The 25,361-nt window shown below is 61.7% G+C and carries 15 protein-coding genes and 1 pseudogene; 3 read left to right on the forward strand and 13 right to left on the reverse strand.

The window, feature by feature from the left end:
• Window positions 1-9: 9 nt before the first annotated feature.
• Window positions 10-855: a M15 family metallopeptidase gene (locus tag AB3N21_RS03765; RefSeq protein WP_367933951.1), complete on the reverse strand. Its 846-nt coding sequence runs from the start codon at window positions 853-855 to the stop codon at window positions 10-12.
• Window positions 856-941: 86 nt separating this feature from the next.
• On the opposite strand from AB3N21_RS03765, the gene AB3N21_RS03770 reads away from it, so the two are divergent.
• The 3 genes from AB3N21_RS03770 to AB3N21_RS03780 all read left to right on the forward strand — a co-directional run bounded on the left by AB3N21_RS03770 (window position 942) and on the right by AB3N21_RS03780 (window position 5,262).
• Window positions 942-1,601, forward strand: a complete 660-nt coding sequence (locus AB3N21_RS03770; protein ID WP_367933952.1) for an OmpA family protein — start codon at window positions 942-944, stop codon at window positions 1,599-1,601.
• A gap of 38 nt (window positions 1,602-1,639) precedes the next feature.
• A complete protein-coding gene (locus tag AB3N21_RS03775; protein ID WP_367933953.1) occupies window positions 1,640-3,850 on the forward strand; it encodes a protein kinase in 2,211 nt (736 codons plus the stop codon).
• A 179-nt stretch (window positions 3,851-4,029) separates the two neighbouring features.
• Window positions 4,030-5,262: a serine protease gene (locus tag AB3N21_RS03780; RefSeq protein WP_367933954.1), complete on the forward strand. Its 1,233-nt coding sequence runs from the start codon at window positions 4,030-4,032 to the stop codon at window positions 5,260-5,262.
• A gap of 70 nt (window positions 5,263-5,332) precedes the next feature.
• Here the strand turns inward: AB3N21_RS03780 and AB3N21_RS03785 are convergent, their stop codons facing one another.
• From AB3N21_RS03785 to AB3N21_RS03840, 12 genes and pseudogenes are all read right to left on the reverse strand, one after another.
• A complete protein-coding gene (locus AB3N21_RS03785; protein WP_171175023.1) occupies window positions 5,333-6,055 on the reverse strand; it encodes a PP2C family serine/threonine-protein phosphatase in 723 nt (240 codons plus the stop codon).
• Window positions 6,052-6,738: a type VI secretion system-associated protein TagF gene (tagF, locus tag AB3N21_RS03790; protein ID WP_367933955.1), complete on the reverse strand. Its 687-nt coding sequence runs from the start codon at window positions 6,736-6,738 to the stop codon at window positions 6,052-6,054. The genes AB3N21_RS03785 and tagF overlap by 4 nt, the downstream gene beginning before the upstream one ends.
• Window positions 6,738-10,310 (reverse strand): type VI secretion system membrane subunit TssM, encoded by a 3,573-nt coding sequence (gene tssM / locus AB3N21_RS03795; protein WP_367933956.1) that lies wholly within the window; start codon window positions 10,308-10,310, stop codon window positions 6,738-6,740. The genes tagF and tssM overlap by 1 nt, the downstream gene beginning before the upstream one ends.
• Window positions 10,310-11,758 carry a type VI secretion system protein TssL, long form gene (gene tssL / locus AB3N21_RS03800; protein WP_367933957.1) on the reverse strand — a complete coding sequence of 483 codons (1,449 nt, stop codon included), beginning with the start codon at window positions 11,756-11,758 and terminating at the stop codon, window positions 10,310-10,312. Before tssL ends, tssM begins: the two co-directional genes overlap by 1 nt.
• Window positions 11,759-11,862: 104 nt before the next feature.
• Entirely contained in the window at window positions 11,863-13,203 is a 1,341-nt protein-coding gene (gene tssK, locus AB3N21_RS03805) for a type VI secretion system baseplate subunit TssK (RefSeq protein ID WP_367933958.1), read from the reverse strand.
• Window positions 13,204-13,242: 39 nt separating this feature from the next.
• Entirely contained in the window at window positions 13,243-14,694 is a 1,452-nt protein-coding gene (gene tagH / locus AB3N21_RS03810; RefSeq protein WP_367933959.1) for a type VI secretion system-associated FHA domain protein TagH, read from the reverse strand.
• 23 nt (window positions 14,695-14,717) lie between these two features.
• Window positions 14,718-15,320 (reverse strand): hypothetical protein, encoded by a 603-nt coding sequence (locus tag AB3N21_RS03815; RefSeq protein WP_171175034.1) that lies wholly within the window; start codon window positions 15,318-15,320, stop codon window positions 14,718-14,720.
• A gap of 12 nt (window positions 15,321-15,332) precedes the next feature.
• On the reverse strand, window positions 15,333-17,459 hold the full coding sequence (locus tag AB3N21_RS03820; protein ID WP_367933960.1) for a type VI secretion system Vgr family protein: 2,127 nt from the start codon (window positions 17,457-17,459) through the stop codon (window positions 15,333-15,335).
• A 41-nt stretch (window positions 17,460-17,500) separates the two neighbouring features.
• Window positions 17,501-22,285 (reverse strand): type VI secretion system contractile sheath large subunit, encoded by a 4,785-nt coding sequence (locus tag AB3N21_RS03825; protein WP_367934003.1) that lies wholly within the window; start codon window positions 22,283-22,285, stop codon window positions 17,501-17,503.
• A 426-nt stretch (window positions 22,286-22,711) separates the two neighbouring features.
• Window positions 22,712-23,188: pseudogene (gene tssB / locus AB3N21_RS03830) on the reverse strand (type VI secretion system contractile sheath small subunit); the annotation flags it as partial.
• Window positions 23,181-24,032, reverse strand: a complete 852-nt coding sequence (locus tag AB3N21_RS03835; protein ID WP_367933961.1) for an ion transporter — start codon at window positions 24,030-24,032, stop codon at window positions 23,181-23,183. The gene AB3N21_RS03835 and the pseudogene tssB, both read right to left, overlap by 8 nt.
• A gap of 79 nt (window positions 24,033-24,111) precedes the next feature.
• The gene (locus tag AB3N21_RS03840) at window positions 24,112-25,320 is read right to left on the reverse strand and encodes a hypothetical protein (RefSeq protein ID WP_367933962.1); all 1,209 of its coding nucleotides are present in this window, start codon (window positions 25,318-25,320) and stop codon (window positions 24,112-24,114) included.
• Window positions 25,321-25,361: the final 41 nt, after the last annotated feature.

Raw genomic sequence — 25,361 nt, forward strand, 5'->3', positions numbered from 1 at the left:
GCAGGATTTCTAAAGTATCCCTGCGGCCACCCATTCTTCGACCTTGTCGCGGCTGACTTCGAAATGCATCGAGTCCTCGCGCCCCCAGGCTGCGCCCCAGACCCAGCCCTCTTCCCGGAAGAAATCGGCCAGGATGGTCAGACCGAGCTGGGTCTTGCCATCACCCAGCGTATCCAGAACGCCGTCGATGTTCAGGTCCACGGCCAACCCATAGGCGTGGGCCGAGGCCGATGTGGTCGAGCCGCGAATGAAGCGGACACATAGCGACCCGGCTGTGTTGATCCGGTCGTAGAGGTCCGGATCGGTCTTTCGGATGTTCTCGAACACAGTGCGCAGCGAATCGACCGCAGGTTGCAGCATGCGCACCCGCACCGGGCCCACCTGTTCCAGCACCAATTTGGATTCCAGACGCTCATTGGTCATCGACTGGCACTTGTCGGTCAGGTCTTCGCGCGGCAGGCCAAAGGTTTCTCTCAGGAAGGAGGAACTGGCCAGCCGCAACTGACGATTGACCTTCTTGCGGTTGGCGATCAGCACCACCTGCGCATAAGCGTCGATGATCTCGTTCGGACTGCTGCTGTCGAAACCGAATGAATCAGCGGCGTCCCCGTCTGGCTGAAGCGCAACCGCGCCAGCACCGGACTGCACCCGCGACACCTCAAGGGACAATTGCTCAAGACGCGTGCGCACATCGTCCATCTGCTGGCTGAGCATCTCAATCTCGATACGGGCGCCGGAATCGATGGCGGGGCCTTCGAAGTTCTCTTCGAGGGGCACGATCAGTGGAAAAACATACCACAGAACTGGTGCCAGAATGATGGCCACCGCAAGGATGATCGCAGAAACGAGACGCATGATATTCCGGTAAACCCATGTTGCCGTAAGTCTTTGGGCCTCACCCTAGGGGTGGTCCGCCGCGATGTCACGCGGGTGACGGCAAATTGAACACCCTGAATGTGACATTCTTCATTGTAGCACCAATTTCGCTTGGATACTCTATAGGCCAAAGACAAGAAGGATTTGAGGAAATGTCTAATTCGAAAACACTTACGCGTATCTGTGCCTCGGCCTTCGCGATCGCCTGCACAGCACAAATGGCTTTGGCTCAGGATACGCCGTTGAGCGCGGACGAGATCACCGACGCATTCAATAAACAAAAGACCCGCGGACTGGTGATTGTCCCGTCTGATCAACAATCCACCGCGGCCCAGGACAGCTCGACCACCGTGGCCGCCACGCCGACCGAATATCAGGCCGTCGCGAGGGAAGATCAGGTCAATATCCAGGTCCAGTTCGACTTTGCATCCGCCGCGCTGCGTGAAGATCAGAAACCGAAACTGGCCGCCCTGTGTCAGGCGATGCAGTCGGTGGACGTCTCGGTGTTCCAGATCATTGGCCACACCGACAGCTCGGGCCCGGCCGACTACAACCAGAACCTGTCTTTGCTGCGCGCCAAAGAGGTCAAGCGGCATCTGGTCAGCGACTGCGGGATTGCAGATCAGAGGCTGGAAGCCATTGGCGTAGGCGAGAGTGAGCCTTATAACGCGGACAACCCGCGCGCAGATGAAAACCGCAGGGTTGAATTCCAGGCACTCGGCTAACCGGTCGGTGTTGCCACACACAAGTACTTGAGGGCCGCATGACCGAATCCCGCGCCGGTGACCTGTTCCAACCAGGTGATCTGGTAAACAACACTTACCGGATCGAAGCCATCCTGGGGCGCGGCGGCACGTCGGATGTATATCGCGCCCGCTCCGAGATTTCGGGGCGGCTTGCGGCGCTGAAAGTACTCAAGGCCGAGTTTTCGAGCAATGACGACTATCTCGTCCTGCTGACCCGCGAAGAGGAAATCCGCGACATCCGCCATGATGCGGTTGTGCGGTATTCCGAAAACAACCGCACCGCCGACGGCCATGTCTATCTGGTGATGGATTATGTCGATGGGCCGGGCCTCGACCAGAAGCTCAAGGAAGGGCCGATGTCGGCCCAAGATCTGCTGACCGTCTGCAAGCGGGTCAGCGAAGGGCTTGAGGCGGCGCATGCGCGCAACATCGTGCACCGCGACCTGAGCCCGGACAATATCATCCTGCGCGACGACGATCCGGCGCAGGCGGTCATCATCGACTTCGGCATCGCCAAGGACACCAATCCGGGTGCCGAGACCATCGTGGGTGGCGAATTTGCGGGCAAGTACGCCTATGCCGCGCCCGAACAGCTTTCCGGCAAGACCGACAAGCGCACCGATATCTACTCGCTGGGGGCGTTGCTGCTTGCCAATTTCAGGGGTGAAAAGGCGCAGGCCGGGGCCAATCTGCTGGAAGTGGTCGAGAGCAAGAAAAAGCCGCTCGATACCGAAGGGGTGCCCGAGCCGCTGAAATCAATCCTCGACAGGATGACCGCACCCAGTCCGGACGACCGCTATCAGAGCGCGGGCGAAGTGCTGCGGGCACTTTCCTCTGCGCGGCTGGGCGGTGGTGAGGCGGCGGCCAAGGCCGACACGCCCGATGATCTGGACGATGCCACCGTCATCATGCCCCGTGCGAAGGAGCCCGAGACTGAGATCGCCACGCCCAAACCATCGGCGCCACCGCAACCCATGCGGCCAATAAGCGACCCGCCAGCGCAGGGCAAATCGCGTGGCGGTTTGGTGGCCGGGCTTCTGGTGGTGGTTCTGGCAGGTGCAGGGGTTGGCGGTTATGTCGGTGGCGTATTCGACGGCCTTTTGGGTTCGTCCTACCCGGTCGTGCAGCCCTATACGCTTGTTGCAGATAAGCGGGAGGGGCTACCGCCCCGCATCGTTGGCTATGTTCCGTCCGAAACCGCGCGGGATGCGCTGGCGGCGCATGTGGCCGATCACCAGGGCGAAGTGGAACTGACCCTTGCCTCGGGCGATATCGCCGACAGCTGGGGCGCAGACGTTGAGAATGTCGTCGATGTAGCCATCGACCTTGAAGAATGGCGCCTGTCGGTCACAGGTAACGAGGCGCGGCTTACCGGACGCACGACCGACAAGGCCCTGCACGAAACGATCAGTCGGCTGTATGAGGCCGGACTGCCGGGCGGATTGCAGGGCACTGCCGAGATCGAGCTGGTGCCGCTTTTCCTGGCCGTGGACGACGTGCAGACGATCCTGGACAGCATGGCCGATTGCGGCGCGCTGAGCCTGATCGACCCGCCGACCACCGGCTACGGCCCCGGCGCTGCCATTCAGGTCGACGGTACGGTGGCCGTGCAGGACAGCCTCACCGGCCTCAACGCGGCGCTCACCGCCCTCGGCGGCACCCGTCCGGTCGAGCTGGACCAAGTGGCGGTGTTGAACCCGGCGGTATGTCTGATCGAGAACTTTCTGCCCGTCGCGCCGCCCAGCGATATCGACATCGCTTTCCGTAATGGCGATCGGGACAATGCCCCGAACCCGAGCGGTGATTTCCTGGTGGGCGAGAACCCGGTGATCGATGTTGAGTTGCCAGACAATGTGCAGGCCGGGTATCTTTCGGTCGCGGTTCTGGATGTGTCGGGCAATGTGTTTCACCTGCTGCCCAACGTGAGCCGCCCCGACAATGACATTGCCAATATCCGTAACGGCAACACCGGTCCTATGTCGATCCGAGTGGCCTATTCGATCCCCGAAAGCAGTGAACACGGCGGGCTGGCCTTTCGGGTAGACGAAAGCACGCTGGGCAAGAGCAAGGTGATCGTGCTGCATTCCGATCTGCCTCTGTTCACCCAGATGCGTCCGACCACTGAATCCGCCGCCGGATATGCCGAGGCGTTGCGCGACCAGGACCGCAACGCCGCCACGCAGATTCTGTCGCTGGACAGCCGGATCCTGACGACCCTGAAGCAGTAGATACCACCGGTCGAAAACGCATTTTCAAAGGCGTGGCACATGCCGCGCCTTCAATAGCTTTGGTCTCGACCCGGCAAACACAAACGCAGAAATCAGACCCTAACCAGGCGCAGAAGCGTCAGGGGCCGATCTGTGCTATCATCGCGATGTTTTATTTTTGAATTGTTAAGGAGCTTCCGATGTTTCGCATTACGCCAATCCGAGTCTGTTTGCTGAGCGCATTGCTGGCCATGGGGCCTGCGTACCTTTCCGCTCAGCCCGCCCCAGCCGCACGCGCCGAAGTGCCCGCCGAAACCGCGCCCGAACGTATGCTGGACGTGTTCACTGAGTTGAAGGAGGGCGACACCGAGTTCTCCATTCCCGGTGCCAGATGGCTGCAGCTTCAGTTTACCGGGTACAATCTGGGAGAAGCGGGAAAACTCTCGGTCAGATCGAACGAGACCCAGCAGGATTTTTCGCAGGAGCATCTTGATCAATCCCAGGGCCTGACCGTCATCTTCAACGGCGATCAACTGACCATAACCTTTGCCCCCGGTGATAATCCGGACGCAACCGCGCAGATCGGCAAGGTCGTTGTTGGTCTTCCGCCGCAGGATCCGACCCTTGAATCCGCCGGACCGACCGCACCGGCAGAGTTGATTGACTATTTCGGCGGCACATTAGGCAATTACATGGTTGTTGATGAGTTGCCGCAATCGGCCCTGCCTGACGACCTGTTGCCCGAGACCGTTTGCGGAACCGAAGACAATCGCGAGGCAACCGATGACATCCGCGTTGGCCGTCTCATGCCTGTCGGATGCACCGGATGGCTGGTCGATAACGGGCAGATTCTGACCGCCGGTCATTGCATCGCCAGCAGCACCCAGCTTTTGCAATTTCAGGTGCCGGCGTCACTGCCGGACGGGACGCCCGTTTCACCACTTTCAGAAGACCAGTACAACATAGATCAGGCGTCGATCGTGTTTCAGAACACAGGGATCGGCAACGACTGGGCAACGCTGCAGGTGTTTCCAAATACGCAAACCGGTCTTCTGCCGCATGACGCGCAGGGGGCAGCCTTTTCCCTGTCCAACACATCCGATCCGCAAGAAGTGCGCGTCACCGGCTTTGGCGTGGATGGCCCCGCCCCCACGCATGGCAATCCGCCGCCCCGGGATGCAACCAACCAGACCAATCAGACCGACGCGGGCAGCGTGACCGAGCATGGTCCGGCCAGCCCATCCCTTGCCATGCTCCGTTACGCCGTGGACACGCAGGGCGGCAATTCGGGCAGTCCGGTCATTGACGAGGCGGACGCCGATGTCGCCGTCGGCATTCACACCAACGGCGGCTGCCTGTCCAGCGGCAGCGCCAATGCCGGAACAAGCTTTCGCAATCAGGCGCTTTGGGATGCTGTGAACCCGGGTCAGTAGGACCGAAACGGCAGGGGGCCGCCCCTACCGGCGGCCCCGCCAATTTGTTTCGGCAAGGGCCATGCCGTAATCAGAGAATGTCCACGACCACAACGGTCACATTGTCTGCTCCGCCACCGTCCAAGGCGATCTGGATCAACCTGTCGGCGACCGTCTCGATCGGCATTTCCGACAGCGCTTTTTGCAGCATGCCGAATGTCGCGTATTTGCTAAGGCCGTCCGAGCAGATCAGGAACCGGTCACCGGGCTGCAACTCGCCCCGGATCTTGTCCAGGTCCAGCACATCACCGACGCCGACGGCGCGGGTGATGGCGTTGGATTGAGGATGCTGTTCCGCCTCATCCCAAGTCATCTCACCGGCCAAGACCAGATCGGCCACAAAGGAATGGTCGGTGGTCAGCATCTGGATTTCACCATCCCGCAGCAGGTAGATGCGGCTGTCCCCGGCCCAAAGTCCGACGAAATGGCTATTGGCCAGTAGCAGGCAGGCCACAGTGGTGCCGATGGTGTTGCCGCCGCGCGCTTCGGCCTCGACACGGATCACCCCATGTGCCCGCTGGATCGCGTCGCGCAGCGCGCTCAGCCGGTCGGCGGGCGCCATGCCCGGCGGGATCGAGGCCGCCATATCCGCCACCAGCCGGCTGGCATAGTCGCCAGCGGCATGTCCGCCCATCCCGTCCGCGACGAGCCAAAGGCTTTCATCAGGCAGGGCAAGCACCGCATCCTCGTTGACCTTGCGCTTCAGTCCGACATGAGTGCGGGCGCTGTAACGTACCCGATGGCTTGAATTCATATGGGCCTGGCCTCGGTCCAGATTGCGGCGTGTAGGTTGAACAAGCCTTGCACGTTTGGTCCCGCCGGTAAACCTTCGCAAACCATCAGGCGTGGCACGCCGCCGATTTCCATGCTCCATATGCTGGGCGCACGGTAGGACCCGGCCATCAGCCCCGCCGCAAGGTCGGGCAAGACGTCGCCCATCCCCTCGCCCTGGGTCAGCACCATGGTGCCACTGTTCGAGCGTACAGCCGCCGCCGGACGATGCTGCGGGACGGGCAAGTCCTCTAGCGCTTCGGTCAGCCGGTCGCGAGTCATGTCATCCTCAAGCGACGCCAGTGCCAGATCTTCGAGCCGGGAATATAGCTCGGTCTCGCGGAAATGGGTCAGCAGGGCGGACCCCTCGGTGGTCAGGGGCGCCGCCAGCGTCAGCGGAAACCGCCGCCCAACCCGGTCGACCGACGGCATAAGCACACCCAGCATCTTTTGCGGCCCGGCCAGACCCGGTGACAGGCAAAACCGCCAGATCGGCGTCGACATGTAGTGGCTGTCCCATGCCGTGCCCAGCGCCTCAGCCGCGTCCAGCATCGACCGCTGAATCCATTCATCCCAGGGCTGGACAAAGGCTGGGCTTACCCCTAGCCGGAAGAAATCCCCGACCGAGGGCATCTTGCCGAACGCGCCAAAGCCTGCTTGCCCCATTAGAACGACTTCGGGCAGGAAAACTTTTGCAGCGCCGGCAGTGCGAACGGGTTGATCACTGAACCCGACTGCAGCTGGAAGATTGCGATCCGCCCACCGATATTGAAGATCACCTTTTTGCGATCCGACACGTTGGTACGCCGCACCTCGGCCGCGTCCAGCAGGCGGAACCAGGCCCAGGGGCCGTCCTTGGACAGGATGTTCTCGATGGTCTTCTTGGTGGGCGTGAAGCTGACCCGCGCCAGCCCGATCTGTCCGGGCCAAGTGATCGCCATCGGCGAGGGCAGCCCGCCCCGATGTGCGAAATCCAGCGTCTGGCCGTCGATTTCCAGCTTTACGGCCTTAGCCTTGGGATCCAGTGCCTCGGGCATGATCTGGAACTGGATCGAGGGCTGCGGCCCGGTGGCAAAGAACGCCTCCTTGATCTCGGCGGCATATTGCAACTGCTGCAGCACCGCCGGGCTGATGCCCAGATCAGTCTGGTTCACACCGGTCTTCCACGACCAGGGTCGCGTGCGGATGTCCACATGCTTGACCAGATGGTCGTTGAAGAACGTGTCGATCAGCCCGGTCGGCCCGAACAGCCGCGCGAAATCGGCCATGGCCACATCCGCCCGCGCGCGGCGGTTGAACGGGTAGCGATTGTCCAGCGCCTGCGTGCAGAACGGCAGCACATTGGCCTGCCACAGCGCGTTGATCGAGGCGCGAGTGCTGTCGCTGGTGATGCCGGACGAGCCGGTGATGATTTGCGTCGACCAACGTTCCATCGGCCCTGGAATGCGCGCGGCCTCCTGCTGGAAGCGCTGCAGAGCTTGCCCGGTCTCGCCCCCAGACACACCGCTGAACGACATCTTGTTCAGCTCCTGATAGACCTCGGTCAGCGAGCCCATCAGATTGTCGAGCTGCGACGGCTGGCCCTCGGGCCGGTCCACAAGCTGATGCAGCCAGTCGAACCGCTCCTCGACATAGGTGCCCGGCGGCGCGGGCGGCGGGCCGCCCTGCGCGGTGGCCGTCGCGGCCAGCGCCTCAAGCAGGATGCGGGTCTGGACCGAGGTATTGGTCTGCAACTCGATCCCCGCCACGGTCGACAGACCTTGGTTCAGCTCTTCATTGCCTCCGATCAGCGACCGGTCTTCGGTCAGCTTGGTCTCGTCCGAAATTGCGGTCAGAATGTTGACGATGGGAGAGGTCGGCCCGGACAGCACATTCGTCACCTCAACCGCATGGCTAAGCGACTCCATCGGAATGATGTCGACATCCCCCAGCATCGAGTCATAGCGGGCGATATAGTCATTGTAGTAGAGGTCCAGCACATCGCGGCTGAGCGCGGCAAGCGCCAACTCGGTCTGCTCGGCCTCACCGCGCGGGCCCAGCACCCAGCTTTCGCGTTGCACCCGTTTGGCGACGCCCACGGCCTCCCCCAGGAAGACATCGTTGAAGCCCTTGTAGGTGAAGATCCCTTCGATCCCCTGATTGAGAGGTTTGCCGGACGAACGTACCAGAACCCGGGTCACCGCCGGGCCACCGACCTCGGTCAGGCGCCACTCGGGCAGGGCCGTTGCGGCGGGGCTTGAGATGATGCCGTTATAGACCCGTTGCGCCAGCGGCAGTTCGGACAGGATCCCCTGAATCCGCTCGACCATCGGGCCGTTTAGGGCAACCTCTTGCATGGGCTGATCCAGCAGCGCGTTCAGATGGTCGTTCAGATCGGCGCGGAACTGTTCGCGGGACGGCCCCTGGAACGACACCGTCCAGTCGATATTCATCCATTCCTTGACCAGATCCTTGTTCATAGGCCCTTGCAGGCCCAGCATCAGATAGACCTTGAGTGCCTCATAGAGCACGTCCGAGTTGTTGATATTGGCGCTCATCTGCTCTTCCAGGCGCAACAGCAGGCGCGGCAGGAAGCGCTGATTCAGCGCGGCGCGGTAGGTCTGTGCGGCCTGGGTGCCGATGATTTCGCCCTGATAGAGGCCATAAGTCAGGCGCCGCTCGGGGTCGGGGTCGTTCAGCGCCGGGTTGGCAGGCAGGTCGCGCAGGTTATTCAGCGCTTGCACCACCGGCACCAGATCGGTATCCCCTACCGGGCTGGGCGGCAGGGTGGCAGCCGCGGCCTGATAGGCCGACACGCCATCCTGCGCCTCGGAGATCAGGTCGGAATTACCCAGAAAACTGCGCACCAGCAGCGCACCAACGGTTGCCGCCGCCACGACCGTGGCGGCAATCGAGGCCCATTTGGTGATCTTGTAGCGCCGCTCGACCTTGTCGTCGGCACTGACCAGACCGGCCTCGCGGAAAATCACCTGCTCGAACAGACGGGTCAGGAAATAGGACCGGCCAGAACCCTGGCCCGTGCCGATGGCCTGACGCCCGATCCCGAAGGTGCGCGCCATACCCAGCATCAGACGGTCAATTGGTGTGCCCTCTTGCGTGCCGGATGTGAAATAGACCCCACGCAGCATGTGGCGGTGCTGGAACCGGCTCTCCTGAAACACCTCGGTCAGGAATTCACGCGCGACCTTGCGGACGGATGCCACCTGCACCGGAAACCCGGCGATCAGCGCCCGGCGCTGCGGATCGGTCTCGGTCTGCATCCGTTCCAGCGATTGCGAGTTCAGACGGCCCAGCAGATGCGCGAACTCCTCATCGAAGGAAGCCACCGGCGACTGTTCCGCCTTGGCCTTGTCCAGCGGGAGGGTAAAGCCCCAGACCTGTTCGCGATCCTCTTTGCCCAGATTGTCGTGGAATTCGGCAAAGCCCGCGATCAGATCCGCCTTGGTGAACAGGATATAGACCGGGAACCGCACGCCCAACTTCTCGCGCAGCTCTTCCAGACGGCGGCGCACGGCCTTGGCGTGCTCTTTCTGAGTGATCTCGTCCTGCAATGACAGATCCGAGAGCGAGATGGCGATCATCGCGCCGTTGATCGGCTGCCGCTTGCGGTATTTCTTGAGCAGGCTCAGGAAGCCGATCCAGGCGGCGTTATCGACCTCGGCATCGCTTTCCTGTGTGGTGTAACGCCCGGCGGTGTCGATCAGCACGGCGTTTTCGGTAAACCACCAGTCGCAGTTGCGGGTGCCCCCCACGCCACCGACGGCGGATTTGCCCAACTCTCCAGCCAGCGGGAAGTTCAGGCCGGAATTGACGATGGCGGTGGTCTTGCCCGCGCCGGGCGGGCCGATCATCACATACCATGGCAGCTCATTCAGGTGCCGCCGCCCGTTCTTGGATTTGCGCAGCGCGGCCATCGCGGTTTTGAGCTTATCGCGCAGCTCGGTAATCTCGCTGTCGATCATGTCGCCGCCATCGTCGACGGATTCAGTGATCTCCTCGGTCAGCTTCTTCTCGCGCCGGCGGCGAACGATGAAGACTATCAGCATGATCAACAGGAAGAAGGTGAAGATGCCGCCACACCAGATCAGGCGCGAGGACAGGCTTTCCAGAGGGCGCCATTCATCCGACCCGATCAGCGGGCCGAAGTAGAACAGGCACCCGGACAGCACCGCAGCGGTGAAGAACAGCACGAAATAGATCGAGCGGAAGAGCGGAAAGACGAAGCGGCGTAAAAACATCAGCTCTGCTCCTGAACCAGCAAGACTTCGATACGGCGGTTGGCGGCGCGGCCTTCGCGGGTCGAGTTATCTGCGATGGGCTCACTGTCGGCGCGGCCCTCGGCGGTCAGCCGTGAGGGATCGCTCATCGACCCGGCCATCTGTTTCATCACCGATTTCGCCCGCGCCAGCGACAGCGCCAGATTGGATGGGAAACGCGCCGAGCGGATCGGCACGTTGTCGGAATGCCCTGCAATGATCACCGAGCCGGGCTCGTCATTCAGAGCCACGGCGACACGGCGCACCGGTTCCAGGAACTTGTCCTGCAACTTGTCCGAGCCCGAGCCGAACATGCCGGACCCCTTGAGCCGGATGATCAGCGTGTTGCCTTTCTGGAACACCTCGACCAGTCCCTCGTCAATCTCGGGCTGCAGGAACTCGACCACCTTCTCGACCTGCGCCTGTTCGGGCTGCTGCGGCGGCGGAGGCGGCGGCGGTGCGCGGCGCTGCAACTCGGCAACCGGTCCGGCGTCAATCACCGAAAGCTGGCCCACCAGATTCTCGGTCTTGGTCGATAGCGCGTAAGACAAGCCAGTGAATTCCATCACCACCAGCAAGGCGGTCACGCCCAGAGCGATCCAGACCGGACGCCAGGCGCTGAGCGCTCGATAGGGTTTGTCCAGCCCTTCCCAATGAGGTGCCAAGTCGCGCTCGACCGCGCCGCGTTGACCCCGGATGATCCGTGCCAGACCCAGACGGATCTGCAGGTGCTTGTCGGCGCCGCCCTGTTCGACACGCAGCCGCCCCTCGAACCCCAGCGACAGGCACATGTAGACGAATTCCAGCAACTCGATATTGTTGCCCGGCTCCTTCTCAAGCCGCGCCAGAAGGTCATAAAAGCGGTCGCCGCCCACCGTCTCGCGGTGGAACGTGCCGACCAGCGATTGCATGGACCAGCTCGACTGTCCGCCCCACGGCGTGTTCAGCACCACATCGTCCAGCGTCGCACACAACGCATAACGCGCCACCTTGACGGTCTGGGCCGGAATGCCCGTCTGCAAGGCCGAGTTTTCAAAGGCGCGCACCTCGGCCACCACGCTTTGGCGCAGCTTGTCGGGATCCATGTGCTGGGCGCGGTTTCGGATACGGCTGATCAGCGAGAACAGTGGCGTGGCGCAGGCATTCAGCCGGTTCATCCCGGTCATCACCACCGCGTCACCCTCGGACGAGGATTGCCCCTGTGGCGCGGTCTGTTGGGCCGACGGCACGCCATAGGCGGCGTCACCGCCGGGGGCCGGTTGCGGAGCATAGGGTTGCTGCTGTGGTGCGCCGGGTGCAAAGGCCGGATCGGGATAGCCCGGGGCAGGCGCCTGCTGTGCTGCGCCCGCAGAACGGCGGCCGCCCGGATTGGGTCGGATCACCGTCTTGTCGGTATCGTCCGGTTCGGCGAAAGGATCATTGTCGGACATGGCCAGGCACCTGTTCCTTCAGAGCATCCGTGTCACAGTGTGACCTACACGGAGTGCCCTATCAAATTGTTTCAACGCAGCTTTCGATCACTTTCGGGCGCGCCTCACTGATTGCGGATCGCCCAAAGCTCCATCTTCAGCCCCGGATACTGCCCCGAGACATGCACTGCGATCCCGCCCGACGTGGTCATCTTGCCCCAATATGGACTGTCGGCGTCGAGTTCGAAATAGACCACACCGGCGTGATATGGGATCTGCCGGGGCGCCACGGGCAGCGGGCGCAGCGTGATCCCAGGCAGGGCCGAGTTCACCAGCTGGCGGATTTCCTCAACCGGGCCGGTCTTGGTCTGCCCCGCGAAATGGCGCCGCACGTCTTCGGCCGGGATATCGGCGCTGACGGCCAGGACGAACCCTGCATTGCCGATCAGCTTGCGATCCGCGATTACGCCAACGCTGATGCCGTATTTGCGCGCCTCCAGCGGGATCGAGACAGCCGTCTGTTCCAGAACCGAGCTGAGGTATTGCCGCAGCGTGCGGATCACCGGGGCGAATGACGTTGTCAGACCGTCATGCTGATAGGCAGGGAATTGCGGCGCCTCTTTCTCGGTGCTCATGAAGGTTGCCAGCTCGCCCGCGAGAGAGGCGCAGACCCGGTAGGCATGTTCGGGATGCACATTCTCGATATTGGCGAAGTGGCGGACCACCGGCAGATTGCGGTTGATCACCATCAACAGCAGGAAGTCCGAAATCTCCGCCGCGCCCTTGGCGGGACCACCTTCACTCAACCGCCCGGCCAACGCCTGCATCCGATGCGACAGCATCCCCTCAAGTTCGTTCATGAACCCGGCCAGCGCCGGTGCGGCCCGCACATCCAGTGCCGAAGGGATAAAGCCCCGGTCCAGAATGATTTCCTTGTCCGGGCGCACCTCGATGATGCGGGCGATCGGAATGGCCAGCTTGTCGGCCAGATCGTCCACCTCAAGCGCGAATTGCAGGCGCAGCTTGCCCACACCCATTGTCACCGGTTTTTTCTGCTGGCTCATCACATCGGTGATTTCCAACTCGGCGGGGCGCAGACGGCTGACCGATTGTTCGGCGCCCGACAAATCCACCTCGGAGGCACCCTGCCGCCGCTGCGGCACGGTCAGATAGACCACGCAATCCTTGATCGTCTCGGGCACTTCCATCGCGGGCGGATGATCGTCCGATTGCGGCACCCGGAACACCTGCCCGTCCGGTGTCAGCCCAGCGCAGGATTTCAGTGCGAACTGCCCGACCTTCAGGACCTCATCGTCTATCTCAAGTGCGCTGACACCCCAGGCATAGGGCGTCACCCGCCGGGCAAGCCCCGCAACCAGCGCCTCGGAATACCGGTCGGCCTGCTGGAAGTGATGGGGCTGCAGAAACAACCCTTCGGTCCAAAGCACCTTGCTGTCCCAGGACAATAGCTGTCCTCCCTTCTTATCCGCGCCCCGTCGGGGACTTTATTTCAGCTTTTCCAGCTGTTCCTTGTACGCGCGCGCGAATTCCCGGCTGAACAGGTCATGAAAATCGTTTTCCGCCTGATCCGAGATTTCCGCGTACATCTTTTCGTAGACTTCCCAATACTGCGCTTTCTTGCCCTTGAAGAGCGAACCGAGCTTGCCCGAGCCTTCGATCTTGCCCGCCAATACCTCGGGGTCGAGCCGCGCCAGCACGCCTTTCAAAGCCGCTTCCATGCCGGTGACCATTGCCACTTCGTGCGCCTTGATGTCCTTGAGCGCCTGTTCGGTTGCCTCTTCGGCCCCCAGATATCCCTTGACCCGGGGCTTCATCAGCGCCTCGATGGCCTGTTCCGGGCTGATCGAGAATTTCAATGGGTTGTTCCCGCCCGCGCTGATCATGGTCTGGTCGATGCGAAACTCTGACTTAATCGAGGTGCGCGTCATCAGGATCTCGCGCAGACCGGTGATCATGGCGCGCAGTACTCGGCCCATCCGGCCCATCGTGGCGGGCAGATCGGCATCTTCGATGCGCAGATCATCAACCTCCAGCGCCTCAAGCAGCGCGCGCGCCGCTGATTGGTCGCCGCCCGCAGTAGCCGGAGCCGGCGCGTCAGATTTCGGCGCCTCCGCAGGCTCTGGGGTCGGTTCTGGCGGCGGAGCTTCCACCTGACCGCCAGGCGTCGGCTTGACTGGTGGCGGTGAGACCGTTTCGGCCGCAGGTGGCTCTGGCGCGGCAAACGGATCACTCTCATCCCCGCCACCGGGTGCGAGCAGATCGTCATCCCAATCCTCGGGGATCACGGCACCGCCGCTACCCGAAGGTGCTGCAAAGGCATCGCTCACCGACGGGTTGTGCATCGGATCGCTGGCGCCTTCGCCCTCACGCCCGTCATTGGGCTTGGCAAAGAACGGATCGTCGTCTTCCATGGGCGGCAACAATTCGTCCATCGGGTCCGGAATGTCGATCTGGCCGGGGCCTTTGGGTGCATCTCCGCCCAAAAGGTCATCGAGGAAATCCCCACCCGGCGCCGCGTCGTCCAACAGCGCCAGCGGGTCAGGCGCATTCTGTGCCTGCCCGTGCGAAACACTGCCCTGCTGGGCGGGCTGCGGAATCATCTCCTCGAATGTGGGAAGATCGGCGCCGATCTCGACCACCATCTCGTATCCGCCTGCGATCAGCACGTCGCCGTTGTTGAGCGGCGTGGGCGTGCGCCCCAACGGGATTTTCGAATAGTTCAGGAAAGTGCCGTTGGTCGACAGATCCACGATCACCACGTTGCCGTTGTGATCCTCGATCACGAAGTGGTTCTTGCTGAGCGTCCGGTCGGGATCAGGCAATACGAGGTCGTTGGCCGGGCCGCGCCCAACAGTCAGGGAGCCCCCCTGCATCGCTACCGGGCGCCCGTCGCCCGGAACAACGCCGGTGGATTGGAATTTCAAGTTGACCGTCATAGACGGCGATTCCTCCTGTCTTCTCAGCCCTCGGCGGCGGCTTCGGCCACCGCACTGCCATTGCCGCCCCGGGCGATATTCACTGCGCGGTCGATCAGCATCTGCGCATAGCCCTCAAAATCGCCTTCATGCTCGCCCAATGCAATGATATTCACCGCAAAAGCCATAACCTCCGATGCGCCGGGCGGCGCGGGCTGGTGTTCCAGATCACCTACGCCCAGCTTGCCATCGGCGTAAAGCGCGCTCATGGCACATTTTGCGGTTTCGTCATCCATATCCGCCTGATCGATGGCAATCGACGCCTTTTCGCGGTTTTCATCCGATGGTTTGAACACCCAGGCCTCGGCTGCGGCCAGCGCCGCCGTGTTGTTTTCAGGTGCGGGACCAATGAAATCGCGCGCGGCAAGACAGGCCCACCACACCCGTTCCCGAGATGGCAGCAGCACTGACATCAAGCGCAGCATATCGACGATTTCACCCTTTTCGTCCAATTCGGCCAGAACCGCGTCGGGCATCGCGCTGGCGGGCGCCTCCAGCTTGGTGGCCAGCTTGGTGTTGGCCTCCGACAACAGCCGCGCTGCCGGCTCCTGCGGGATCTTCGTCATGTTCTCAAATCGTTTGCTCATGCTTCAGGCCCCTCAGTTGATCATCGTCATGCCGCCCTTGAGCGTCAGAAGCCCATCGCCGCTTACCGTGGTCAGCGGGCTTTTGACTTCTGCCATGGCGGTGCCCTGAACATTGATCTGCAGGCCTTTGATCGTCACCCCGGACGGGTCGAGCTTGACCGAGGACGGCCCCACCTTGAGTTCGATGGACTGCATCGCCTCCATCGTGATCTTGCCGGCGCTGGCCTTGACGGTGATGTTGCCCATCTTGACCGTGGTTGTCTTGTTGCCGGTATCGACCGATTCCACCTGGTTACCCTGTTTGATGGTCTCGGTGTTGTTGCCGGTCACGGTGCGGTCCGACTTGCCCTCGATGGTCTCGGTCTGGTCTGTCTTGATGGCAACCGTCTGACTGCCGGTTGAGATGGTGAATGTGTGGTCGCCGTCCTGAATCGTCTCGGTGACGTTCTGTTTGACGTTCAGAGTATAGCTTTTTTCGTCCCCCGCCGTGACCTTCACCGCCGAAGCATCCAGACCGATGGTTTCCACCACCCGGTCCTTGACCAGCCGCTCATGATCTTTCTGCGCCTGGAACCGTACCAGTTCCTCGTCTTTCTTGTCCTCGAACATCAGCTCGTTGAAGCCACCGCCGCCCTTGGACGAATTGGTCTTGATTCCGGACTGTGTCTGGTTCGCGGGCAACTCGTAGGGTGGCATGGTTTCGGCGTTGTAGAGCATGCCGGTGCAGATCGGCCGGTCAGGATCGCCCTCCTCGAACTGGATCACCACCTCCTGCCCGATGCGCGGGATGCTGACCATGCCCCATTGCTTGCCCGACCAGGGCGTGACCACACGCACCCAGCAGGTTGTGTTCTCGTCCTTCTTGCCTTCCCGGTCCCAGTGGAACTGCACCTTGATACGGCCATGCTTGTCGGTCCAGATTTCCTCTCCCGACTTACCGGTCACGATCGCAGTGTGCAGGCCCGAGATTTCCGGCCACTGCGTAGTCAGTGGCGAGCGGAACTGCGTCTTGGACGGGCAGACGAAGAACTCGGCCAGGAACAGGTCCTTGTTCTCTTCCGGAAAATCCAGCGCGCCCACGTCCAGATCGGTCTCTTTCTTGACAAAGGAAAAGCCCGAGGTCGTCTGCAGATAGTAGGTGCAGCTTGTGATCAGATACTCCTGCCCCTTGAATTCGTCCCGACCCTCCAGCGAGAACACCCCGCCGGTCTGCAACGTGCGCACGGTGCCCTTGCCGCGCAGCATCTGGAACCGGGTCTCTTCGGCCTCCATCAGAACCTGCGCGCGTTTCTTGCCCAACGCGGTATCTGCCCGGTAATGGCGGGGATAGTCATAGACCTCGAGAGACTTGTGCTTGTGCTTGGGTTTCAGCGTGGTCTTTTCCCGCACCTCGGTCTCAGCTGTGGGTTTTTCAAAGTCGAAATCGCGCAATGACATCATCGAAGACGTCAGCGACTCACCCGAACCCCATTCCGAGACGTGGTCGTCCAGCTTCTGCTTGGAGTCGTCACCGGCGTAAAAGGTCAGCTTGGACTCCTCAGGCAGCTTGTCGTGGCTGCCGCGCCCGTCCGAGATCACCAACTCTTCGTTCTTGGGGCCTGAATCCGCGTGGTTGAAGTAGTAATAGATGCCTTCTTCCTGCATCAGGCGGCTGATGAAGTCGAAATCGGTCTCACGGTACTGCACGCAGTATTCGCGGGCGGCGTAGGTCCCGCTCAGCCGCTTCTTGTAGTCGGAAAACCCGGCATCGCCCAGAACTTTATCGATGATCTGCACCGCGGACAGGTCCTGGAAAATGCGGCTGTTGCGGGTGCGGGTCAGCAGCCACATCCAGGGGCGCAGTTCGGCCAGCAGATGCACATAGCCATCGCGCAACGCCAGTTTTTCGACGGAAATGATGGTGCCGGTGAACTTACGTTCGTTATCCTCGGCCGTACTCAGGTGGACAGTCAGGGTCTGGCCCAGCAAATCCTCAAGCTTGAGCTTGGTGTTCTGCGACAAGAACTCGACCGACATCTCGGTTAGCTCGCCCATCCCCTCTTTGACGATGGCCCGCCGGATCACCATATCCTCTTTCTTCACCGAATAGCTGCCGGTCATCCAGATCGGCGACTTTTCGTGCATTTTATCCGCAGCCATTCCGTATCCTCTCCACCTTCTACTTCAAGCCCGCCGCCGGATCAGAGATCCGCCAGCAGCGCGGCAAGTTCCTCATCCATTTCTTCGTCATCTTCTGCGTCCTCGTCATCATCATCCGAGAAACCGGCAAGAAGATCATCCAGATTTACATCGTCATCGTCCCCGACATCTGTATCCAACCCTGCGGCCAGATCGTCCAGTTCGGAATCGAGATCGGTGTCCATATCGGTGTCGAAATCCATATCATCGTCCGACACATCGTCATCATCCGGGGCCGCAACCGGCACATCGGGCGGCGATGGCTCGGGCACCGGCACCCCGCTCCACGGCCCCAGAATCTCTCGCCCGGCGACCGAATTGAACGACCCCAGCCGGATTTCGTCCCGCCCCTTGACCGACAGAACCGGCATATAGCCGCGCTGGACCGAGTGCTCGTGCTTGTCCATGGTGATGTTGCGTTCGGTACACGGCAGCGCCACCTGGTCGCCATAGCGGTCATTGACATAATGATAGGGCATCCCGCCCAAAGACATAACCGAGCCCAGGTTCATCGCCTTGCCGTTCTGCTTGAACGACCGCGCCAACAGGATCGTCACCAGCACCGCCGGATTGGCCCAGAGCATGCCCTTGAGGCCCTCGGTCTCGGTAAACTCCTCGAACTCGAACTCATAGATCGGCTCGGTCTTGGCACCATACGGCCGACGCAGCAGGAACCGGGGCGAGGCCAGTCCAAGATGCCCTGCCTCGGGCATCGTGCGCAGTGTATCCCAGGCTTGGGCCACCAACGCGTGGCGGTCTTCCTTCTTGGTTTCCAGATAGGCAGGCGTGATGGCGCTGAAGAACGGCGCATCCACATGCGCCGCGACCCGTCCGATCCGGCCCAGAATCTCGGCATGTGGAGGCGTTTCCTCGAACGTATACAGCCCGATCAGCGCCGAATAACCGCCACGCCCGTTTTCCTCATCCAGCGGTTCCTCGGTCAGCAGGCGCACCAGCCCGGTCTTGGCCAGATCCTCTTCAGCGGCCAGATCGGTGGCGATCTCCTCGGCCGACACGTCATAGAGCATCACATCCAGCGTATCGTCCGTTTCGACACTGCGCGCGATCAGGTCGAGGCTGCGCCATTGCCCTTCGACCGACTGGAACTCGGGGTGATGCAGCACCAGCCGCATCGCCGCGCTCAACGCTTCGTCTACAGCACCCTGCATCGCGGTCACGTCGAGGCTGGGAAGCTGCTTGATATGCGGCCCGACCACCCGTTTCAGCAGATCGTCCACCTGCGAAGCCTGCGCCAGCGCACCGCCGGTATCGCCGATCAGCTTCTGGAAATCGCTCAGCTTGAGGTCAGCGCGCACCGTGTTGCCGCCCGAACTGCGCCGAGGCGGCACCACCGCGCGCCCGAATTCCTCGCCCCAGGCAATCAGCTGTTTCGAGGCGTTCTCGGCAGTCGCCCCGGCGCTCAACTGGCTCTTGAGGCCTGCCAGACCTTCGAACAACTCGACCTTCTCAAAAAGCTCGTCCGGATGAAGATCGTCCAATTCGCCCAGCTTGACCTCGATCCCCGCGCCGTCCTTGCCGATGGGCAGCACCAGCGTGGTGGCAAAGCTCTCGATCACGTCCTCGACTGTGTCCGGGTCCAGCAGGATCGGCTTGCGCGCGGCCAGCGCGTCGCCGGGTTCGATCTGTCCCTTGGCCGAGCGGCCCGAGAAATCGCCGAAGATCGCGATGCGGAACCGCTTGCGCTGTAGCCTTTCAGGCTCGGGCCGGTCGGCGCTCATCTGGCCAAAGGCCAGCGCGGGTTCATCGCTCATCTCGGCCCCTTCCGCCGCGGCCGGGGCGGCTGCATCCGTATCCTCGTCGAGATCGGCCAGCAGCGCGTCCAGATCGCCGCCGTCATCGTCCTCATCTCCCAAATCGCTCAGCAGATCGTCCAGATCCGCCGGTTCATCGCTTTCCAGATCGGCCAGAAGCGCGTCGAGATCGTCATCGCCACCATCGCCATCCTCTTCCCCGAGATCGGCGAGCAACGCATCAAGATCGCCATCTTCTCCCGCATCTTCCGCGCCCTCATCCGCGTCACCGACATCAGCGGCATCAAGATCGGCCAGCAGATCATCGAGATCGCCCAGCGCATCGCTTTCATCCTCGTCCTCGCCCAGATCGGCCAGCAAGGCATCGAGGTCATCATCACCGCCCTCATCATCCTCTTCACCGAGATCAGCCAGCAGCGCATCAAGATCGGCATCATCCGCCGGTTCCTCGGCAGTCTCGACCTCCTCACCCAGCCCTTCCAGATCGCCCAGCAGCGCGTCCAGATCATCCTCTTCCTCAGGACTGTCCATATCGGCAATCAAATCGTCCAGATCGGTGTCCGCGTCGTCGTCAGTGGTATCCGGATCACCCAACAGGTCATCCAGATCGCCGTCAGAGTCAGCCACTTCTCCGGCCTCCTCCTCGGTATCAAGGTCAGCCAACAGATCGTCGAGATCCTCGCCGGCTTCTTCTTCGGTTCCGTCGTCGGCGCCCTCAAGATCCCCTAACAAGGCATCGAGATCGTCTCCGGCATCCTCGGGTTCATCCGCCTCTGCCGCCAGAACGTCATCGTCATCACCCGTGGCATCCAGATCATCGAGCAGATCGTCCAGATCGCTCTCAGCATCCTCAGGTTCATCCGCCGTATCCAGGTCACCCAAAAGGTCATCTAGGTCACTTTCCGTCGACTCATCGGCTGTATCCAAATCACCCAGAAGGTCGTCCAGGTCGCCTTCGTCGGTTTCGTCTTCTTCCTCAGTTTCCTCCGTACTTCCGAGGTCGTCCAACAACCCGTCCAGATCATCTCCAGCCTCGTCCGACGCCTCCGTTTCACCGAGGTCAGCCAGCATGTCGTCCAGGTCGTCTGTGTCCTCGGAGGCAGCATCCTCACCGGTATCCGCAGAATCGAGATCCGCTGACAAATCATCCAGATCACCGTCATCGTCGTCCGCATCATCCGCCGTCAGCAAGGCATCCAAGTCATCCCCGGTTTCGCTCTCATCCGAGCTCGAATCCTCAAGCAGCATATCCAGCTCATCTGTTGCATCACTGTCGGGCTCGGCCTCGTCTTCGCCCAAATCCGCCAGCATTGCATCAAGATCATCCTCACCTTCGTCCTCCGCCGCCTCAGGCAGCGAGGCAAGGGCGTCGTCTGCAGTCGTATCTTCAGTCTCGTCCAGCTCAACGTCCGCCAGATCGCCGAGAATATCGTCAGATGCATCGTCCTCCTCGACGTCCTCGACTTCGGGTAAAGACGCCAAAGCCTCATCCGCAGTTGTATCTTCTGCCTCGTCTTCGGGCGCAGCCTCGGCCAGCTCGCCAAGCAGATCATCCAGAGTGTCGTCCTCTTCCGCCTCGGCGGGCGCCGCATCGGCAAGGGCATCGAGCACCTCCGGCGTCTCATCATCCGCTTCGACCTCTTCGGCCTCCGGCAGGCTGGACAGCGCATCGGATACGGAGTCGTCTTCGACCTCAACCGGTTCTGCCTCAGCAAGGTCACCCAGAATATCGCCGGACTGATCCTCCTCTTCGGTCTCGTCAACTTGCGGCAGTGAGGCCAGCGCCTCATCCGCAGCCGTATCTTCTCCCTCATCTTCAGGCGCAGCCTCGGCCAACTCGCCGAGCAGATCGTCCAGCGTATCGTCCTCTTCCGCCTCGGCAGGCGCCGCATCTGCGAGGGCGTCGAGCACCTCTGGCGCTTCATCGACCGCTTCGACCTCTTCGGCTTCGGGCAAGCTGGATAGAGCATCGGTTACTGAATCGTCCTCGACTTCAACCGGCTCTGCATCCGCAAGGTCACCCAGAATATCGTCGGACTGATCTTCCTCATCGGTCTCGTCAACTTCCGGCAGTGAGGCTAGCGCGTCATCCGCGGCCGTATCTTCTCCCTCATCTTCGGGCGCTGCCTCGGCCAACTCACCAAGCAGATCGTCCAGCGTATCGTCCTCTTCCGCCTCGGCTGGCGCCGCATCGGCAAGGGCGTCGAGCACCTCCGGCGTCTCATCAAGCGCTTCGACCTCTTCGGCCTCCGGCAGGGACGAAAGCGCATCATCTACTGCGCTATCCTCGGGCAGGTCTTCCGGTTCGGCATCTGCAAGCCCGGTCAGCACGTCATCGGAGACATCGGGTTCGTCGGTTTCAACGGCTTCGGGCAGGGAGGACAGCGCATCACTGACCGAACTGTCTTCTTGCACCTCCTCAGGGGCTGCGTCGGCAAGGCCGCTCAGAACGTCGCCAGTTGTATCATCCTCTTCCGCCTCATCCGCTTCTGGAAGCGAGGACAGGGCGTCGCCAACCGCATCCTCGTCCTCAGCCTCTTCCGGTGCTGCATCCGCGAGACCGGTCAGAACATCACCGGTGGTATCGGGCGCATCCTCGTCCTCGACATCCGGCAAAGAGGACAGCGCGTCATCAACGGCCGTCTCCTCCGCCGCCTCGTCCGGTACGGCATCTGCCAGGCCGGTCAGTACGTCCTCTGCATCGTCGTCCTCAGGCACATCCTCTGCGTCGGGCAGGGAAGACAATGCGTCCGCGACGGACGTGTCCTCAGCCTCGTCTTCCGGGGCCGCGTCGGCGAGACCGGTCAGAATGTCGCCCGATGCGTCCTCTTCCTCTGACTCTTCAGCCTCAGGCAAAGTCGACAGAGCATCTGCGACAGACGTATCCTCAGGTTCATCCTCGGGAGCGGTGTCGGCGAGACCCGTCAGAACGTCACCGGTCGTATCCGCTACCTCGGCTTCCTCAGCTTCCGGGAGGGAAGACAGAGCGTCGGTTACCGACGTATCCTCGGGCATCTTTTGGGGGGCCGCATCCGCGAGGCCGGACAGGACGTCGCCAGTGTCATCTGCCTGTGCTGCCTCTTCCGCTTCGGGCAGGGACGATAGGGCATGCTCGACCGAGGTATCTTCGGGGGCATCCTCCGGAGCCGCGCCCGCCAGATCGGACAGGACGTCGCTTGCTGTGTCTTCTTCCTCAACCTCCTCCGCATCCGGCAGCGAAGATAGCGCATCCGCAACCGACGTGTCCTCAGGAGCGTCTTCCGGCGCCGCATCCGCGAGGCCGGACAGAACGTCGCCGGCAGTGTCCGCCGCCTCGACTTCTTCCACCTCCGGCAAGGATGACAGCGCGTCCGCAACTGAGGTGTCTTCCGGGGCGTCCTCGGGGGCGGCTTCGCACAGGGCGTCCAGGGCGGCACTGTGGTCAGCCGTATCAACCGCACCACTCGACAGCGCTCCCAGCAGCGCAGGGTCCGCCAGGATCTTTTCGATCAGCGCCTCGGCCCCGGCCTTGCCGTCCATGTAGGTCATCAGATTGGAAAGCTGGGTCCGCGCCTCAAGCAATCCGCGCAGGGGTTCGACCTTGGCGGCGATGGCGGCGGGATTGAAATCGGCCATCTTCTCGAAGGTCAGATCGACGGACAGGTTGCCCTCGCCTGTCAGCGTGTTTGGCACGGTAAAGGCCACGCGCGGGGCCATCGCCTTCATCCGCTCATCGAAATTGTCCACATCGATCTCAAGGAACTTGCGGTCCGCGACCGAAGGTGACTCGGCCGTGGACTTGCCGGACAGATCGCTCATCACCCCCATCACGAAGGGCAACTGCACCTTCTTCTGCGCGCCGTACAGCTCGACATCATATTCGATCTGAACCCGTGGCGCGCGGTTGCGGGCAATGAATTTCTGCGAACTGTCAGCCATTCCCTTCGCCTTTCAGGACGGCCACTTCGCGGCGCAGGGCGCGCAACTCCTCGTGCAGTTCCAGCACATGCGCGTCCACGATGTCAGTCTCGCTGCGCACCAGGTCGCGCAGCTGAGTGAACTCGGCCTCGGCATCTGCCTCCACCGCTGTCTGCATGGTGTTCACCAGCAGACCGATGAACAGGTTCAGCACCGAAAAGGCGGTGATCACGATGAACGGCACGAAGAAGGCCCAGGCCCAGGGATGCACCTCCATCACCGGGCGCACGATGCCCATCGACCAGCTCTCCAGCGTCATGATCTGGAACAGCGAATAAAGCGACCGGCCCAGCGTGCCGAACCATTCGTCGAACGTGGGCCCGTACATCAGCGTCGCCATCACGCCGAAGACATAGAACACGATCGAGATCATGATGATCACCGCGCCCATGCCCGGTAGCGCGTCCAGCAATGCCTGCACCACCGCCCGCATCTGCGGGATGACGGACAAGAGCCGCATTGCCCGGATGACCCGCAGCCCCCGAAGCGCCGACAGCCCGCCGCGGTCCGGCAGCAGTCCGAGCCCGACCACCACCAGGTCGAAGATGTTCCAGGCGTTCGAGAAGAAGCGCAGGCCGTAGGCGTAGAACTTGATCAGCAGCTCGACCACGAAGATGCCCAGTACCACCCGGTCGAGCACCCCGAGCGCCTCGCCGACATGCTCCTGCACCGTTTGCGAGGTGGACAGCCCCAGGGTGACGGCGTTGAAGATGATCACGCCGAGAATGGCATTGGTGACCGAGCGCCGCTCGATGAACTCGCGGGCGCGGTCGCGCAGTGTGAGAACGGCCTCGGTGTCGGACATGTTTTCCAGTCACTCCCGCTGTCTTGTCAGTCTTGATGCGCCGGGACCCCTTAGTGGGGTCCCGGCATGGTTTCAAAGGTCAGCGCACCGGATCCAGCCCGTAGTTCATGATCAGTTCTTTCATGACCTTGCTTTCCTTGTCGGCGCGCACCTGCTTGAGCTTCGGTGCCAGCTTCTTGATTGCGGCATTGGCCTCTTTGACCGTTTTTGGGTCCTTGGACTTGAGCTTCTTGTCCTGCTTCTTGAGCTTGGCCTGAAGCTCTTTGAACTCCTTCTTCAGTGCATCGTATTCGTCCTGCTCGGTGGGCTTGACCGAGGACTTGTTGCCGTCATCGCCGGTTCTCGCCTGTCCAGGCATGCCGGAGACCTTGCATTTGATCCCCTTGGCCTTGAGCAGCCGCCAGACCTTACCCGCGAACGTATCATAGTCGTAATTCGACCCCGGAGGCGCAATGCCGCCCGCGGCAGTGAAACAGCCAGACAACAGCACGGTGCCCTTGAAATCCTTGGACAGGTTCTTTTTCTTGTCGGTCTGCTCGGTCAGCAGGGCAACGATCTGCTCGGGCGTCTTCTTGCCCAGCTTGGTGCCGAGCGTAATGCCGCTTTCCTTGACCCGGCTGCCATGGGCGGCCAGTACCACCGTTCCGGTGGTGATGTTGCCGAAATCGGCCTGATCGGTATCCACCGCGGTGGTCTTGAATTTCTTGGCCTGCTTTTCTGCGGCGCGGTTGATGACGTCGTCCCCGCCCTTGAACTTGGCCAGAAGCGCGGCATAGACCTTGTCCTTGGTGACCTTTTTCATATCACCGTCATGCTTTTTGACCAGCTTGGCCAGCGCATCTTCGATGATCGACATGTTCTTCTTGGTCATGTTGACCACGACATTCTCTTCCGAGGCCAGCTCCGCCTCGAGCTTGGTCCAATCCTTGCGGATCACGATCGTCTTGTCGAAATTGACAGGTGCTGCACCTTCCTTGGACGGGGGCAGCAGCCCGGTGATCGTTGCGGACAAATGACCGCTGGTGTCGATCCCGGCGACTACTTTCAGATCAGGGGTAAATCCTAGATCCTTTATCTGCGAGCTGTTCTTGGACTTGGCCAGCACGGCCGCCGCCTTCTTGATGGTCGTTCCCGCGCTGGAAAGGCCCGGCAGCTTGATCCCCTGCGCCTGCCAGCCGTTCTTTTTTAGATAGGTTCCCAGCTCCGAGGCCACCTTGGCGATATCCGCCGATTCCACGCTGACACCACCGCCTGCGCCCAGAAAAATCGTTTTGTATTGCGTAGCCATTAAAAAATTCCCCTTCGTTCATTGGTTTCATCCGGGCTGCC

Source organism: Ruegeria sp. (genome assembly GCF_040830605.1).
Taxonomy (GTDB): domain Bacteria; phylum Pseudomonadota; class Alphaproteobacteria; order Rhodobacterales; family Rhodobacteraceae; genus Ruegeria.

What these genes read in the sequence shown, in the direction of transcription:
- AB3N21_RS03780 (WP_367933954.1), top strand. Translation starts at nt 4,030, where the DNA reads ATGTTTCGCATTACGCCAATCCGAGTCTGTTTGCTGAGCGCATTGCTG.
- AB3N21_RS03825 (WP_367934003.1), bottom strand. Translation starts at nt 22,285, where the DNA reads ATGCCCGAGGATACGTCGGTAACCGACGCTCTGTCTTCCCTCCCGGAA.
- AB3N21_RS03785 (WP_171175023.1), bottom strand. Translation starts at nt 6,055, where the DNA reads ATGAATTCAAGCCATCGGGTACGTTACAGCGCCCGCACTCATGTCGGA.
- AB3N21_RS03765 (WP_367933951.1), bottom strand. Translation starts at nt 855, where the DNA reads ATGCGTCTCGTTTCTGCGATCATCCTTGCGGTGGCCATCATTCTGGCA.
- tssM (WP_367933956.1), bottom strand. Translation starts at nt 10,310, where the DNA reads ATGTTTTTACGCCGCTTCGTCTTTCCGCTCTTCCGCTCGATCTATTTC.
- AB3N21_RS03775 (WP_367933953.1), top strand. Translation starts at nt 1,640, where the DNA reads ATGACCGAATCCCGCGCCGGTGACCTGTTCCAACCAGGTGATCTGGTA.
- tagF (WP_367933955.1), bottom strand. Translation starts at nt 6,738, where the DNA reads ATGGGGCAAGCAGGCTTTGGCGCGTTCGGCAAGATGCCCTCGGTCGGG.
- AB3N21_RS03815 (WP_171175034.1), bottom strand. Translation starts at nt 15,320, where the DNA reads ATGAGCAAACGATTTGAGAACATGACGAAGATCCCGCAGGAGCCGGCA.
- tagH (WP_367933959.1), bottom strand. Translation starts at nt 14,694, where the DNA reads ATGACGGTCAACTTGAAATTCCAATCCACCGGCGTTGTTCCGGGCGAC.
- AB3N21_RS03835 (WP_367933961.1), bottom strand. Translation starts at nt 24,032, where the DNA reads ATGTCCGACACCGAGGCCGTTCTCACACTGCGCGACCGCGCCCGCGAG.
- AB3N21_RS03820 (WP_367933960.1), bottom strand. Translation starts at nt 17,459, where the DNA reads ATGGCTGCGGATAAAATGCACGAAAAGTCGCCGATCTGGATGACCGGC.
- AB3N21_RS03840 (WP_367933962.1), bottom strand. Translation starts at nt 25,320, where the DNA reads ATGGCTACGCAATACAAAACGATTTTTCTGGGCGCAGGCGGTGGTGTC.
- tssL (WP_367933957.1), bottom strand. Translation starts at nt 11,758, where the DNA reads ATGTCCGACAATGATCCTTTCGCCGAACCGGACGATACCGACAAGACG.